Annotated in this window: 18 protein-coding genes and 1 pseudogene; 7 read left to right on the forward strand and 12 right to left on the reverse strand. The window is 71.9% G+C overall.

Features of this window, described 5'->3' with window-relative positions; all coding sequences use genetic code 11:
* Nucleotides 1-34: 34 nt before the first annotated feature.
* From ACIA6A_RS06480 to ACIA6A_RS06490, 3 genes are read right to left on the reverse strand one after another with little or no spacing between them, the layout of a single operon-like run.
* Nucleotides 35-754 carry a hypothetical protein gene (locus ACIA6A_RS06480; protein ID WP_396096340.1) on the reverse strand — a complete coding sequence of 240 codons (720 nt, stop codon included), beginning with the start codon at nt 752-754 and terminating at the stop codon, nt 35-37.
* Nucleotides 747-1,058 (reverse strand): hypothetical protein, encoded by a 312-nt coding sequence (locus ACIA6A_RS06485; RefSeq protein ID WP_396096341.1) that lies wholly within the window; start codon nt 1,056-1,058, stop codon nt 747-749. The genes ACIA6A_RS06480 and ACIA6A_RS06485 overlap by 8 nt, the downstream gene beginning before the upstream one ends.
* Nucleotides 1,055-1,798, reverse strand: a complete 744-nt coding sequence (locus ACIA6A_RS06490; protein WP_396096342.1) for a YbaB/EbfC family nucleoid-associated protein — start codon at nt 1,796-1,798, stop codon at nt 1,055-1,057. The genes ACIA6A_RS06485 and ACIA6A_RS06490 overlap by 4 nt, the downstream gene beginning before the upstream one ends.
* A 141-nt stretch (nt 1,799-1,939) precedes the next feature.
* Here ACIA6A_RS06490 and ACIA6A_RS06495 point away from each other — a divergent pair, with 141 nt between their 5' ends.
* On the forward strand, nt 1,940-2,593 hold the full coding sequence (locus ACIA6A_RS06495) for a class I SAM-dependent methyltransferase (protein WP_396096477.1): 654 nt from the start codon (nt 1,940-1,942) through the stop codon (nt 2,591-2,593).
* On the opposite strand, the gene ACIA6A_RS06500 is transcribed toward ACIA6A_RS06495, so the two are convergent.
* Entirely contained in the window at nt 2,562-3,410 is an 849-nt protein-coding gene (locus ACIA6A_RS06500; protein ID WP_396096343.1) for an NmrA family NAD(P)-binding protein, read from the reverse strand. The genes ACIA6A_RS06495 and ACIA6A_RS06500 overlap by 32 nt on opposite strands.
* A gap of 88 nt (nt 3,411-3,498) precedes the next feature.
* Between ACIA6A_RS06500 and ACIA6A_RS06505 the strand changes: the two genes are divergently transcribed.
* The 3 genes from ACIA6A_RS06505 (at nt 3,499) to ACIA6A_RS06515 (ending at nt 4,884) form a co-directional block, all read left to right on the forward strand.
* Complete coding sequence (locus tag ACIA6A_RS06505) at nt 3,499-4,185, forward strand: TetR/AcrR family transcriptional regulator (RefSeq protein WP_396096344.1); 687 nt, start codon at nt 3,499-3,501, stop codon at nt 4,183-4,185.
* Between the two features lie 39 nt (nt 4,186-4,224).
* Complete coding sequence (locus ACIA6A_RS06510) at nt 4,225-4,563, forward strand: YnfA family protein (protein WP_396096345.1); 339 nt, start codon at nt 4,225-4,227, stop codon at nt 4,561-4,563.
* A gap of 84 nt (nt 4,564-4,647) precedes the next feature.
* Nucleotides 4,648-4,884, forward strand: a complete 237-nt coding sequence (locus tag ACIA6A_RS06515) for a LuxR C-terminal-related transcriptional regulator (RefSeq protein WP_396096346.1) — start codon at nt 4,648-4,650, stop codon at nt 4,882-4,884.
* 7 nt (nt 4,885-4,891) lie between these two features.
* On the opposite strand, the gene ACIA6A_RS06520 is transcribed toward ACIA6A_RS06515, so the two are convergent.
* Nucleotides 4,892-5,317 (reverse strand): DUF4440 domain-containing protein, encoded by a 426-nt coding sequence (locus ACIA6A_RS06520; protein ID WP_396096347.1) that lies wholly within the window; start codon nt 5,315-5,317, stop codon nt 4,892-4,894.
* A gap of 29 nt (nt 5,318-5,346) precedes the next feature.
* On the opposite strand from ACIA6A_RS06520, the gene ACIA6A_RS06525 reads away from it, so the two are divergent.
* A complete protein-coding gene (locus ACIA6A_RS06525) occupies nt 5,347-5,976 on the forward strand; it encodes a GPP34 family phosphoprotein (RefSeq protein ID WP_396096348.1) in 630 nt (209 codons plus the stop codon).
* Nucleotides 5,977-6,036: 60 nt separating this feature from the next.
* Here the strand turns inward: ACIA6A_RS06525 and ACIA6A_RS06530 are convergent, their stop codons facing one another.
* Nucleotides 6,037-6,219: a hypothetical protein gene (locus ACIA6A_RS06530; protein WP_396096350.1), complete on the reverse strand. Its 183-nt coding sequence runs from the start codon at nt 6,217-6,219 to the stop codon at nt 6,037-6,039.
* A 31-nt stretch (nt 6,220-6,250) separates the two neighbouring features.
* Nucleotides 6,251-7,099: a LysR family transcriptional regulator gene (locus ACIA6A_RS06535; RefSeq protein ID WP_396096351.1), complete on the reverse strand. Its 849-nt coding sequence runs from the start codon at nt 7,097-7,099 to the stop codon at nt 6,251-6,253.
* Between the two features lie 84 nt (nt 7,100-7,183).
* Here ACIA6A_RS06535 and ACIA6A_RS06540 point away from each other — a divergent pair, with 84 nt between their 5' ends.
* The gene (locus tag ACIA6A_RS06540; RefSeq protein WP_396096352.1) at nt 7,184-7,957 is read left to right on the forward strand and encodes an NADPH-dependent F420 reductase; all 774 of its coding nucleotides are present in this window, start codon (nt 7,184-7,186) and stop codon (nt 7,955-7,957) included.
* Here ACIA6A_RS06540 and ACIA6A_RS06545 read toward each other — a convergent pair.
* From ACIA6A_RS06545 to ACIA6A_RS06555, 3 genes and pseudogenes are all read right to left on the reverse strand, one after another.
* The gene (locus ACIA6A_RS06545) at nt 7,905-8,174 is read right to left on the reverse strand and encodes a hypothetical protein (RefSeq protein WP_396096353.1); all 270 of its coding nucleotides are present in this window, start codon (nt 8,172-8,174) and stop codon (nt 7,905-7,907) included. The two genes, ACIA6A_RS06540 and ACIA6A_RS06545, sit on opposite strands and share 53 nt — an antisense overlap.
* 39 nt (nt 8,175-8,213) lie before the next feature.
* Nucleotides 8,214-8,534, reverse strand: a pseudogene (locus tag ACIA6A_RS06550) (NAD(P)H-dependent oxidoreductase); the annotation flags it as partial.
* 88 nt (nt 8,535-8,622) lie between these two features.
* Nucleotides 8,623-10,695: an Ig-like domain-containing protein gene (locus ACIA6A_RS06555; RefSeq protein ID WP_396096355.1), complete on the reverse strand. Its 2,073-nt coding sequence runs from the start codon at nt 10,693-10,695 to the stop codon at nt 8,623-8,625.
* Nucleotides 10,696-10,870: 175 nt separating this feature from the next.
* Here ACIA6A_RS06555 and ACIA6A_RS06560 point away from each other — a divergent pair, with 175 nt between their 5' ends.
* Complete coding sequence (locus ACIA6A_RS06560; RefSeq protein WP_396096356.1) at nt 10,871-11,248, forward strand: hypothetical protein; 378 nt, start codon at nt 10,871-10,873, stop codon at nt 11,246-11,248.
* Nucleotides 11,249-11,259: 11 nt separating this feature from the next.
* Here ACIA6A_RS06560 and ACIA6A_RS06565 read toward each other — a convergent pair whose 3' ends face one another.
* Nucleotides 11,260-11,844, reverse strand: a complete 585-nt coding sequence (locus tag ACIA6A_RS06565; protein WP_396096357.1) for a TetR/AcrR family transcriptional regulator — start codon at nt 11,842-11,844, stop codon at nt 11,260-11,262.
* Between the two features lie 21 nt (nt 11,845-11,865).
* The gene (locus tag ACIA6A_RS06570) at nt 11,866-12,723 is read right to left on the reverse strand and encodes an SDR family NAD(P)-dependent oxidoreductase (protein WP_396096358.1); all 858 of its coding nucleotides are present in this window, start codon (nt 12,721-12,723) and stop codon (nt 11,866-11,868) included.
* Between the last annotated feature and the right edge of the window lie 91 nt (nt 12,724-12,814).

Consider the following 12,814-nt stretch of genomic DNA (forward strand, 5'->3'; position numbering starts at 1 on the left):
GAGCAATTGTGTCAACCAGTTGATACAAGTCCCCTCAGGCGCGGACGGCGGGCGGCCAGTGACCGTCGCTGAAGCCGGTGTTGTCGGCGAGGCTCCGGCGCAGGGCGGTCGAGGCCGCGGCGCAGGTCGCCTCGAGGTTGAGGCCGGCGCCGACGACCATGCCGGAGGCCAGGCCGGCCGCTCCGGCCGCGATGAACGGGGCGGCGGGCAGGCCGAACACGGTCGACGCCGACGCCAGCGCGGTGATCAGGCCGACGACGAACGTGAGCAGCGCCCCGACCAGGATGCCCCAGAACAGGTAGATGCCCTTGGCGACGTCGGCCAGCGCCATGGTGATGCCGTCGACCAGGACCTTCGTGACGTTCTCCAGCGCGGACCGCTGGACCGGCAGCGTCTGGCGGTAGGCGTCCGCGGCGGCACCGTCCCAGTGGTCGTCGACGTCGAGCAGCCCGGCGTCGGCGGCCTGCACCTTGCCGCTGACCGGGGCGCCGACCAGGTCGCTCCACCGGTCGGCGGTGGCGATCAGCGCGGTGGGCGAACCCAGGTGGGTCACCAGGTCGTACCAGACGTCGCCGATCGCCGTGAGCCGCGCGCAGAAGTCGTTCCAGCCGGCGACGACCGCGTCCCGCAGGGCCGTGGGCAGCAGGTGGGTCCGGGCGGTGACAGCCTCCTGCAGCTCGGCGGCCTTGGCGTTGATCCGGTCCACCGCGGACAGGATCCGGGCCACCAGGTCGGCCTCGGTCACCTCACTCATGGACGTCCCACACCCCGCGCAGCGCGGCGGCGGCCCGCCCGTCGCTCGTCTCGTAGGCGACCGCGACCTGATCCAGCGCGGTGCTCAGCCCGGCACAGACCGTGGCGGCCTCGGTGAGCAGCCGTACGGTCTTGGCCTGGATCTCCTGATAGGTGCCGAGCAGCGCGGTCTGCCCCGCCGCCCACGACAGCTCACGATCGGTCAGATCCTGGTCGGACGCGTCCCGAGCGGCCCGTCTCGTCACGTCCGCCACCTCATCCCAGGAGGCGGCGTCGTGGTGCAGTGCGTCCAGGGCCGCTCTCACCGGACCGCTCCCCCGTCGAGGCGCAACCGGCGGGCCAGTTCCGCCGGGTCGCGGGTGACCCGCTGCAGCTCACCCAGCCTGCTGGCGGCGATCACCGCGTCGGCACCGTCGCGGGCCGCCGCCGAATACGCCGCCGTGAACGCCGCCATCGTCTGCCGCCCGATGCCGAACTCGTGCGCGTCGCGCAGCCACCTCCGGTCGTACCGGATCTCGCCGACCTCACCGGCCCCGGTCACGGTGACCGTGACGCGCTGGTCCGCGCTGCGTCCCGTGTGGATCGCGGCCCGCGCCGCCGCCAGCCCGGCCGAGACCTCGTCGATGCCCCGCTCGAGGTCCTCGGCCATCGCGAGCAACTCCAGCAGCGCCGCCCGGCTGTCCGCGCCGGACATCCGCCCGGACGACAGCGCCCGCACCTGCTCAGGATCGAGAAGAGCGACGTCATGGGTACGGGTATCCGCCCCGAAAGCCGCCCCCCACAGCGCGATCCGGGCGAGGGCGGCCTCCTGTGCCGCCGCTCGCACCGCGTCCCCGAGCGTCCCGGGCTCCAGCGCGGCCCGCCATCCGGCATCGATCCGCACGGCGGCGACCCGGCCCTCGGCACTCACGGTCACCGTCACCGATCCGGTGGCGTCCGTACCCCGCGCCTCGGAGGCGGCGGCCGCCGCGGCACCGGCCTGCCGCTGGAAGACGGCGTTGTCGTCGAACAGCCGGCTCAGTCTTCCGATCTCATCGCCAGGCATAGCATCCCCGCTCACCTGTCCCTGCTCAGTTGCCCCACACGCCGGCGGCACGAGGGTCAATCGACTATCGCAAGCGGTCAACCGGGGCGGCAACCCCCACGGGCGGTGGAATCGGCCGGTGCCGACTACCCTGCCGGGGTGATCGACCGTGATGACTGGCTGACGGACACCCGGATCTCGTACGACACGGTGGCCGCGAGCTATTCGGACTTCTCCCGGAAAGCGCTGGCCGGGGCGCCGTACCTGCGATCGGCCCTGGCCCTGTTCGCCGATCTCGTCCGGGCCTCGGGCGGTGGGCCGGTGGCGGATATGGGCTGCGGGCCCGGGCACGTCACCGCCGAGCTGCACGGGCACGGGGTGGACGCGTTCGGGGTGGACCTGTCGCCCGCGATGATCGAGGTGGCCCGGCGGGAGCATCCGGAGCTGCGGTTCGAGGTCGGCTCCATGACGGACCTGCGGCTGGCGGACGCCTCCGTGGCCGGGCTGCTCGCGTTCTGGTCGTTGATCCACGTGCCGGACGCGGAGATCCGTACGGTGCTCGGGCACTTCGATCGGGTCGTGCGGCCCGGCGGTCCGGTGCTGATCGGGTTCCACGTCGGGGACACCTCGGTGCTGAAGACCCAGGGGTACGGCGGGCACCCGATGCGCGTGCACTCGCATCGGCGGCAGCCCGGGCAGGTCGCGGCGTGGCTGCGGGACGCCGGTTTCACGGTCGAGGCGCAGCTGTTGATCGACCCGGACGCCGACGTGCCCGGCGCGATCGTCATCGCGCGCCGGCGGCCAGCAGCTCTCTGACGGTCTGCGGCTCGCGGCCGAGCAGGGTGCCCAGCAGCGGGTCGACGCCGGCGAAGAAGCCCTGCTGGGCGGCCTGGTGGAAGCCCAGGACGAAGCGGGCCATGAGCTCCTGGGTGCCCCGGGCGACCTGGGCCGCGATCCACTCGTCGGCGCCGACGATCTCGTACCCGATGGTGCGGCCGGTGAGCTCCGACGCGATCGCGGCGATCTCCTCGAACGTCGGGGCGGCGTTCGCGGTGATCGTGATGGGCCCGTCGTGGACGTCCGGGGAGGTGAGGATGACGGCGGCGGCCTCGGCGGCGTCCTCGCGGGCGGTCCAGGACACCGGGCCGTCGCCGGGCACCGAGATGACGCCGGTCTCCCGCCACGGGCCGGCCAGCCAGGCGAGGCTGTGCGCGTAGAAGCCGTTGCGCAGCGAGGTCCAGGCGACGCCGGAGTCGGCGAGCATCCGCTCGGTCGCGGCGTGGTGCCGGGCGGGCACGAACGGGCTGTCCGGTGCGGCACCCTGGTGGCTCGTGTAGAGGATGCGGCCGGCCTTCGCGGCGACGGCGGCGTCGATCGCGGTGCGGTGCAGGCGCACGGCGTCGCCGGCCGGGTCGTTCGAGGAGACGAGCAGCAGCTGGTCGGCGCCCTCGAACGCGGCGGGCAGTGAGGCCGGGTCGGCGTAGTCACCGTGGCGGACCTCGACGCCGCGGTCGGCGAACTTCGTGGCCTTGGCCACGTCGCGGGTGACGACGGCGACCTCCGCACCCGCGGTGAGCAGGTGCTCGACGGTCGCGCCGTTCAGCGCGCCGGTGGCTCCGGTGATGACGATCATGTCCAGCTCCTCAGGCGTTATCAGTGTTCTGCTCAACACGTTAGCAACGGAAACTCAGCGATAGCAAGAATCGGATAACATCGGAAACGTGAACGACAACACCTCCCGATCGGCCGTACGCTCGCGGCTGGTCGACGTGGCCGCGCACCTGCTCGCCACCGCGGGCCCCGACGCGGTGACCACCCGTTCGGTCGCGCTCGCCGCCGGCGTCCAAGCACCGACGATCTACCGCCTGTTCGGCGACAAGAACGGGCTGTTGGACGCCGTGGCCGAGCAGGGCTTCGCGACCTACCTCGCGCAGAAGCCCCCGGCCGACGCCGGTGACGACCCGGTCGCCGACCTGCGGGCCGGCTGGGAGCTGCACATCGGTTTCGGCCTGGCCAACCCCGCGCTGTTCCGGCTCATGCACACCGCCCCCCGCACCCCGGAGGGCCAGGCCACCGTCGACGCCGGCATCGAGGTGCTGAGCCGCCGGGTGCACCGCGTCGCCCGGGCCGGCCGGTTGCGGGTGCCCGAGCAGCGCGCCGTCCAGCTCATCCACGCGGCCGGCACCGGCGTCGTGTTCACCCTCGTCGACGGCGCCGCGGACGACTCCCTGGCGGACCTCACCTGGGACGCGGTCTGCGGCGCCATCCTGACCGAGCCGGCCCGCACGGAACCCACCGCACCGGCCACGGCGGCCGTCACGCTGCGGGCCGCACTGCCCGAGATCACCGAGCTCACCCCCAGCGAGCGGGCGCTGCTGGGCGACTGGCTGGACCGGATCACCCGCTAGTACGCCGGCCCGGCACGGCCGGCGGGTAGGTTGCGCGCCATGACCGTCATACGTTCCCTGCTGTTGTTCGTGCTGGCCGCGTTCGCCGAGATCGGTGGCGCGTGGCTGGTCTGGCAGGGGTGGCGGGAGAACCGGGGCCTGTGGTGGATCGCCGCCGGTGTGGTCGCGCTGGGCGCCTACGGTTTTGTCGCCACCCTGCAGCCGGACGCGAATTTCGGCCGGATCCTGGCCGCGTACGGCGGGGTGTTCGTGGCCGGCTCGCTCGCCTGGGGCGTGGTCGTCGACAAGTTCCGCCCCGACCGGTGGGACCTCGCCGGCGCCGCGCTCTGCCTGGCCGGGGTCGTCGTGATCATGTACGCGCCGCGCGGCACCCATTGATCAACCCGGAATCGCCTCAGCAGCTGGGACAAATCGGCTAAAATTGAGTCACCGACTTCTGCGTGGATCGAGGAGCTGCTTGTCATGTCTGACAGTGCTGGACAACGGAACCTTCCCCTTTCCACCCTGACGAACTCCGAGCACGAAACGCTGCGCTGCATCCTCGAGGGGGTGTCCGCGGTCGACATCGCGAGCAAGTTCTCCTGCAGCCTCAAGGATGTCGCGGCGCTCAAGGACGAGGCGCTGCGCAAGCTCGGCTTCGAGACCCAGATCGAGCTCTTTCAGCACAAGGCCCAGATCCTCCGGGCGCCGGGCACCTGAGCCTTTCCTACCCGCGGTCCTCCGGTGCGTCGTCCCAGGCCGCGGCGATGATGCGCCAGCCTGCCACGGTACGGACGAACTGGAACGTCTTCATGCCCTGCCCGGTGAACGGCACCCCGTCCTGGACCCCGGATTTGGCGTAGCCGCAGAAATGCTGGGCGATGTCGCCGTACACCTCGGTGCGCCCGGACAGCTCCCACTCGCTGAAGCCGGTCAGCCGGCCACTCGACAACAGCTCCCGGCGCGGGGCGATGAAGTCGTCGACCGCGTACACCGCCGGCTCCCCGCCACAGGTCCGGACGATCACCGCCCGCGGGTGCAGGATCGCGCGCAGGGCGTCGAGGCGCGACGCGGAGTCCGTACCGGAGACGAAGGCGGCGAAGAACGTCCGGACCAGCTCCGCGATCGCCGCCCGGTCCTCGTGATCAGCCATCCGGTGACCGTAATGTCTATCGTGGGACCGTGACCACCTCACTCGCTGAAGAGATCGTGCTGATCGCCTACCGCGATGACGGCCGGGCCCAGGGCACCGGGGTGCTCGACTACGGGGTCGGCGGGGCGATCCTGCAGGAGCTGGCCCTGGCCGGGCGGATCGACGCGCCCGGCAAGAAGGTCGTCGTGACCGATCCGAGCCCGACCGGCGACCCGGTGGCCGACGCGGCACTCGACCGGATCGCCGGCGACAAGGCGCGCAAGCCGAAGGACTGGGTCTACAAACTGGGCCGCAAGGCGCGACCGGGCGTGCTCGACGCGCTCGTCTCGGCCGGCGTGCTGGAACGCAGGAAGGACCGGTTCCTGCTCATCCCGTACACCCGCTATCCCGCTCCGGGCGGGGGCGAGCCGCCGGTGGAGACGGCCATGCGGGACAGGCTGCGGACCGCGGTCACGTCGAGCCTGACGATCGAGCCGCGTACGGCCGCACTGATCGCGCTGGTCGGCGCGCTGAGCTGGCGCAAGCAGGTCTTCGCCGACCTGCCGAAGGGGCCGGTGCGGGACAGGCTGAAGGAACTCCGCACGAGCACGTGGGCGAGCGAGGCGACCTACCAGGCGGTGCAGGAGATGCAGTCCGCGGTGCTCCTGGCCACCACCTGACCTGAACCGCAGCCCTGCTCAGGCCGCCCTGCTCAGGCCGCCCTGCTCAGGCCGCCCTGCTCAGCCGGCCGCCACTCGGAGCATCCATTGGTCCTCGCCGCCGGCGGGGGTGGTCCGGTCCTGGGGCGGATCAGTCTCGGTCATGGCCACCGCGTCGTCGGGATGCACCCGGGCGGGCAGTTTGCCGAACCGGTCGGCGCGGCGCTGAGCTTCGTCGACCTCGTGCGCATGCTCATCGGTCATGGGCCCATTCTCCGCCGGTCCGGCAAGGATGTCACTCGCCGAAAGCGGCCACGTACGACGCGACGCACGTCCCCGGGGTGGCGAGCGACGTGACGACGTGACCGTCGATGGTGGCCGGCGGGTCGAGCGGGATCTGCCGCATCCGGTCGGAGGAGGACTGCGCGAGCTGCTCGGACGGCAGCAGGGTCCAGCCCTCGGGGTCCCGGCTCACCTCGAACAGCACGTTGAGCATGTCGCCGGCCGGCGGGCGCACCGGTGCCGTGGGCAGGACGGCGAGGATCGCGTCGTGCAGCGGCGGATCATTGTCGCGGGCGGCGAGGCGCAGGCCGGCCGGGTCGAGGTCGTGCAGGCTGACCACCGGCTTGCCGGCCGCGCGGTGGTCGCGGGACACCACCGCGTGCAGAGGTTCGGTCCAGGCGCGCACCACGGTTGTCGTCGTGGAGGTGACCGCGCCGCGGACCAGCGCCAGATCCAGGTCGCCGTCGCGGACCGCGTCGATCCGGGCGGTCACCGGCAGGTCGACCAGCGTGGGTGCGGCGGGGCGTGCGCCGTCGCGCATCCGGGCCAGCGCGCGGTCGAGGCGGTGGGTGACGCAGGACGCCACCCCGATGCGCAGGACCGCGGCCGGTTCGCCGGCGACCACCCGCACCCGGGCCGCGGCGGCGAGCGTCTCTCGGGCCGCGGCGAGCACGCGTTCCCCGGCCGGGGTGACGCGCACCCGGCGGGAGGTCCGGTCGAGCAGGCGGACGCCGAGGTCGCGTTCGAGCCGGCTGATCTGCTGACTCACCGCGGGTTGCACGATGCGCAGCCGTTCCGCCGCGCGGCCGAAGTGCAGTTCCTCGGCGACGGTCACAAAATATTGCAGCGCCCTGAGTTCCACCCTCCCTGATCTATCACAAAATGTGATCGCCGCCGAACGTTTCTGGTCATTGTTCGCGCAGGTCACACCGACTGTGATGAATCCATGAGCACACCGATCCTCGGCATCATCGGCACCGGCATGGTCGGCACCGGCATCGCCCGCCGCGCCGTCGACGCCGGCCTGACCGTCGTCCTGAGCAACTCCCGCGGCCCAGAATCCCTGGCCGCCCTGGTAACCGAACTCGACACCAGAGCCGGCGCGGCAGAACGGGCCGGCGTGGCAGAACGGGTGCGGGCGGCCACGCCGGCTGAGACGGCCCGGGTGGCTGATCTGGTCGTCGTGGCCGTGCCGTTGACCGCACTCGATCGGCTGCCCCGCGCGGAACTCACCGGCAAGACCGTGATCGACCCGATGAACTACGTGGTGTATCCGGGGTCGAACGTTCCGGAGCTCGACCGCAACGAGCTGACCTCAAGCGAATTCGCCCAGCGCCACCTCACCGGCGCCCGGGTGGTGAAGGCGTTCCACAGCATCGGCCCGAAGCACCTGCTGGACCTGTTCCGCCCGGCCGGCGCCGCGGACCGCACCGCGCTGCCGATCTCGGGCGACGACGCGGCCGCCAAGCGGGAAGTGACCGAGCTGCTGGACGTGCTCGGCTTCGACGCCGTGGACCTGGGCACGCTCGCGGACAGCTGGCGCAGCGAACCGAACACCCCGTTGTACGCGCTGCCGTACGTGGGTGAGCCGCCGGCCGGCCTCAGCGTCCCGGACTTCGTGGCCTGGGTGCAGGCTGCGCCCGGCGTGCCTGTCCCGGCCGCCCGGGTCAGGGAGCTGGCTGCCGCAACGGTACGCGGGCCGGCCGGCTTCCGGATGTAAGGGATCCGGGGGATGTGAGGGATGCGAGAGCGGCCGCGGGTCGCCACTCGGCGATCCACTTCTCCACCTCCGCGGTGTGCCACACCCGGCCCAGGCTCAGCACGGCGGCCGGTGCGGGGAAATTCGCCTGCGTGGTGATCTGGTACGCCCGCTGCCGGCTGATCCCGCCGAGCCGCCGGCGGAACTCCATCGAGTCCATCAGGTCGATCTTTGTCATGCTCCATGACTATAGTCGTACGACAACCGGGGTGTCACGTCAGACCGACCGCGCGAGCTCGGTGACCTCGTGCAGCTGCCGTGCCCTTCCGCCGGGTCCGCCGAGCACGAGGAACTCACTCGATCCGGCCCGGTCACCGATGCGGTCGGTCAGCATGGTGGTCCGCATCGCCGGATACACGCCCGAGGCTTCCAGCTCGGCGACGGTGTACCCGGCCGTGCACAGCACAAGCGCACGGCGGGCCGGACGAACCCGGCGCGGCTTGTACGCGAACCCCACCGTCCACACCCGATCGAACCAGCCCTTGAGGATCGCCGGGCAGTCCGCCCACCACACCGGGTAGACGAACGCCCACACGTCCGCGGCGGGGTGAAGCTCGGCCCACCCGGGTGCGCGAAGACGACGTGAACCTGAGCCATGATTCCAGTCTGCCCGCCGGGCGGATGCGCTACTCGGCGGCGTCCAGGAGCTCGAAGCTGAAGCGCTTGAACGTGCCGGTGACCCCGGTGGACGTCTTCTCCAGGGAGCCCGCGCCGGTGAACGTGCGGCGCTTGCCGCCCACCACCACCGTGACCGTGGATGTGGCGGACGTGGTGGTGCCCAGGGCGGCGATGGTGACCTTGGTCAGTTTGCCGCGCTGGTCGCGCACGGTGGCCGTACCCGCAATCGTGATCTTGCCCTTCCTGCCGACGGTGATCTTGTAAGCGCCGGCGACGATCGGACCGGACACCGCGAGGCCGCTGGTGCCCGAGGCGCTGAAGACCAGGCGTTTCTGCTCGGCCGGCAGCGGCGTCACCCGGATGGTGACGGTCGCCGGGGCGGACCGGGCGCCGGACTCGTCGACGGCCACGTACCGGAAGGTGTCGGCACCGACGAAGGACGCCAGCGGGGTGTACGTGAACGAGCCGTCCGCCTTCAACCTCAGCGCGCCGTGCCTCGGGCCGGTCTTCAGCGCGGCCGTCAGGGTGTCGGCGGGATCCGCGTCGGTGTCGCCGCCGAGCACACCGGGGGCGCCGGCCACGAGCCGCTTCGACCTCGGGGTGGTGAACTCGTCGTCGGCCGAGACCGGGACGGCGTTCACCGCGGTCGTGTCGATCGTGACGCCCTCGGCCTCGGTGGCCGGCAGCCCCGACGCCGGGTCGCACGCGTCGCCCGTACCGTCGTGGTCGAGGTCTCCCTGGTCGGGATTGGGCAGCGTGGGGCAGTTGTCGGCGGCGGCCGGGACGCTGTCGCCGTCCTCGTCCACGATGGTCGCGGCGGTCGCGGAGCCGGCGAGCCCGGAGGTGGAACTGGTCACGGTGAGCTTGACGAGACCGTCGTACGCGGCCGCGTACGTCCAGGTCAGTGACGGTTCCGTGGTGGTCCGGTCGATGGTGCCGTCGTTGTCGACGTCCCAGCCGTAGCTCAGCGTGCCGCCGGCCGGATCGAACGACCCGGTGGCCTCGAAGGTGACCGGATATCCCACCGCGGCGAGGTAGCTCTCCCCGATCCACGCGTACGGCGCGGTCTGCGACGGATCCACCGCGTGCCCGGCACCGTAGGCGTCACCCGCCAGCAGCCCGGCGAGCGCGGCCTGCCCCGCGCTGTTCGGGTGGTACCACTCCGGGATCAGCGGCGTGGTCAGCGCCGGGACCAGCCACGACCCGGCGTTCGACCCGCCTGCGACGTCCGGCTCGTGGCCCGCGAACGCCGGGATGACGGTCCCGGCGTAGGAGATGAAGGGCGCTCCGGCCGCGGCGTTCGCGGCGGCGACGGCGGCCTGCTGGGCCGCGCTGCCGTCAACACCGAGTTTGCGTACGGCCGCAGCGGCGTCGAACCGGTCCGAGCCCTTCACCAGCGCGTACGGACTGGCGCCGATGAGCTGCGGATAGCCCACCAGCACCACCTTGGCGTCCGGGCGCAGCTTCGCCCGCATCCGCGCGAACGTGTCGGCGATCCCGGCACCGAGCGCGGGCAGCCCCGCACTCGCGGCCCCGACCGTGGCCCGGCAGCCGGCCGGGTTCCGCAGCCCGCGCACGAAACACTGCGCGACGATCGCCGGGAAGCCGAGATCGTTGCCACCGAGCGTCAGCAGGACCAGGTCGGTGTCCGGGCCGAGCGCGTCGACCTGGGCGTCCAGTGTGCTCTGGCACCGGGTCGCGTCGAGCCGCTTGACGACCTCGCCGGGCAACGCCTTGGGGCAATCCGCACCGGGCGCCAGGAACGGGTCGAGAGCCCGCGGGGTCGAGAAGGACGCGATCCCGCTACCGGAACAGGCCCGGTTCACCACGGTCGGCGCAAATCCTTTTTCACTGAGCGTACGAGCGTAACGCCGGGCCCAGTTCTGACTGCTGCGATAACAGCCCCGAACCCCTTCGTAAGCCCCCGCACCGTTTCCGGCGGCATAGGAGTCGCCGACCACCGCGATGGTGACCGGTTGCCTGGTCTCAGCGGCCTGAGCTTGGGAAAGAGGCCCCCACCCGGCGATCCCGGCGGCGGTCAGCACCACCGCGGCGGCGAGCGCTGCCTTGATTTTTCGCATAATTGTCCCCGTACAGATAATGGTGTTCGAATGAGTCGCCAATAGGTCCGAACGGGCGTATGCGGCGACTTCGCACACCATGGCAGCAGCTAAACGCGGGAGCAATGACCGGCCACCCTTGCCGGGTCGTCGGCACAGTCGGGTCTTTTACCCGAACGGGCCATGATCAACGATCATGCGCCCGGTGCACCGGGGTGAGGCGGTGGACGTCCGCCCGGACGCCTGGATCACCCACGGCCGGCCCGGATCGATCGTCGTGCCGGCCGGCACCGACATCCTCTGGGTCGAGGGCACCGGCGTCATCCGCACCGAACTCGCCCCCTGGCTGGATGCCTCGATCTGGCTGCAGGGCGACCTCGACGACCAGGAACGCCTCCTGACGGCCCGCGACGGGGACTCCCCCGAGCAGCGCGAACAGGTGGCGAACTGGATGCGGGAGGAACTGTCGTTCCTGCTCCGCGAACAACCCTGGGCCCGGGCCACCCTGGTGGCCGCCGGCCCCGCCCGGCTCGCCCATGATCGGCACACCGAACTGGTGGTCAGCACCGGCTGAGGTCGCGGGACTCAGGCGGCGAGGGACGCGATGAGGATCTGCTGGGCGGTCCGGACGGTGGCCGGGAACGCGGACGGGTCGCGGCCGATGCGTTCGGCGCCGGCGCGCATGACGCCGGACAGCAGTTCCACCGTGAGGTCCACGTCGGCGACGGCGTGGAACTCGGCGCGGGCGACGCCGGCCCGGACGACGGTGCGCACCTCCACCACGACCTCGTGGAACGGGCCTCCCGGGCCGGGCACACCTGGTCCCGTACGGAAGATCAGCTGCAGCACCGGGTCCTGGAAGGCTTCCAGGACCGCCTCGATCATCTCGCTGATCCGGGCCGGCGCCGGGTCGCCGGCCCGAGCGGCGATCGCGGTGACCCGGTCGACCGTGGGCCGGCCCACCCGCTGGGTCAGCGCCATGACCAGCGCTTTCTTGTCGCCGGCGTAGTTGTAGAGGGTGTTGCGCGCGAGCCCGGCCCGGGTCGCGATGTGGCCCATGTTGATCGTGTCGTAGTCGCGTTCGAGCAGCAGCTCGCGCATCGCGCCGGCGAGGTCGGCCCACACCATGTCGTGGTGTTCCCCGATGCTGGCTCCCCGGATCCGCGGCATCGGATCATCCTCTCCCACCGGTCACGCGGCGGCGGCCGGCGGGTAGTGGCGGCGCAGGTTGGCGGCGCTGACCCGGTCGAGGACCCGGTCGGGCAGGAACCGGGCCAGGCCGATGAGCATGGCGGCGTCGCGCCCGGCGGTGTACCGGGTGCGCGGGCGGCGGGCCGTCACGGCCTTCGCGACGACCCGGGCGGCGGCGTCGGCGGTCAGCCCGGACGCGGTGCCGGTGGTCATCAGGGTGTTGATCGCGTGGACCAGGCCGCCGTAGCGTTCGTGCTGCTCCGGGGTCATGCCGGCGGCCAGTTCGGTCGCCGTCGCGACCCCGCGGCCGGCCATCTCGGTGCGCACGCCGCCGGGTTCGACCACCACGACCCGTACGCCCAGCGGTTCCACTTCCCGGCGCAGCGAGTCGCTGACCGCTTCCAGGGCGAACTTCGCACCGGCGTACGCGCCGTACGTGGGCATGGCGACCCGGCCGCCGATGGAGCTAATGTTGATCACGCGACCCCGGCCGCGCAGCAGGGCCGGCAACAGGGCCTGGGTGACGGCGACGTGACCGAACAGGTTGACCTCGAACACCTGCCGCCACCGGTCCATCGGCAGCGTCTCGACCGGCCCGTTCACCTGGATGCCGGCATTGTTGACGAGCGCGTGCAGCGGGCCCGGGCCGGCGGCGATCCGGGCGGCGAGCGCGGCCACGTGCCCGGGCTCGGTGATGTCGAGGATGACGGGCTCGACCCCGGCGGCCCGGACGGCGTCGGCGTCGGCGTCGCGGCGCACCCCGGCCAGGACGTGGAAGCCCCGGCGGGCGAGCTCGCGGGCGGCGGCGGCACCCAGGCCGGTGGAGGCCCCGGTGACGACGATCAGTTTCTGGTCCATGACGAGCGCTCCTTTATACGACAACCTGTCGACAAGATTACGACATGTTGTCACGTAAAAGCGCCACGGCCTACGAACCGTAAGGCTTTCC

It is taken from the genome of Actinoplanes sp. NPDC051494 (assembly GCF_044454705.1).
In the GTDB taxonomy this organism is placed as follows: domain Bacteria; phylum Actinomycetota; class Actinomycetes; order Mycobacteriales; family Micromonosporaceae; genus Actinoplanes.

Excerpts from the sequence above, each read along its gene's own strand:
- ACIA6A_RS06480 (WP_396096340.1), bottom strand. The coding sequence starts at position 754 with ATGAGTGAGGTGACCGAGGCCGACCTGGTGGCCCGGATCCTGTCCGCG.
- ACIA6A_RS06490 (WP_396096342.1), bottom strand. The coding sequence starts at position 1,798 with ATGCCTGGCGATGAGATCGGAAGACTGAGCCGGCTGTTCGACGACAAC.
- ACIA6A_RS06500 (WP_396096343.1), bottom strand. The coding sequence starts at position 3,410 with ATGATCGTCATCACCGGAGCCACCGGCGCGCTGAACGGCGCGACCGTC.
- ACIA6A_RS06510 (WP_396096345.1), top strand. The coding sequence starts at position 4,225 with ATGACCGTCATACGTTCCCTGCTGTTGTTCGTGCTGGCCGCGTTCGCC.
- ACIA6A_RS06515 (WP_396096346.1), top strand. The coding sequence starts at position 4,648 with ATGTCTGACAGTGCTGGACAACGGAACCTTCCCCTTTCCACCCTGACG.
- ACIA6A_RS06520 (WP_396096347.1), bottom strand. The coding sequence starts at position 5,317 with ATGGCTGATCACGAGGACCGGGCGGCGATCGCGGAGCTGGTCCGGACG.
- ACIA6A_RS06530 (WP_396096350.1), bottom strand. The coding sequence starts at position 6,219 with ATGACCGATGAGCATGCGCACGAGGTCGACGAAGCTCAGCGCCGCGCC.
- ACIA6A_RS06540 (WP_396096352.1), top strand. The coding sequence starts at position 7,184 with ATGAGCACACCGATCCTCGGCATCATCGGCACCGGCATGGTCGGCACC.
- ACIA6A_RS06545 (WP_396096353.1), bottom strand. The coding sequence starts at position 8,174 with ATGACAAAGATCGACCTGATGGACTCGATGGAGTTCCGCCGGCGGCTC.
- ACIA6A_RS06555 (WP_396096355.1), bottom strand. The coding sequence starts at position 10,695 with ATGCGAAAAATCAAGGCAGCGCTCGCCGCCGCGGTGGTGCTGACCGCC.
- ACIA6A_RS06560 (WP_396096356.1), top strand. The coding sequence starts at position 10,871 with ATGCGCCCGGTGCACCGGGGTGAGGCGGTGGACGTCCGCCCGGACGCC.
- ACIA6A_RS06565 (WP_396096357.1), bottom strand. The coding sequence starts at position 11,844 with ATGCCGCGGATCCGGGGAGCCAGCATCGGGGAACACCACGACATGGTG.
- ACIA6A_RS06570 (WP_396096358.1), bottom strand. The coding sequence starts at position 12,723 with ATGGACCAGAAACTGATCGTCGTCACCGGGGCCTCCACCGGCCTGGGT.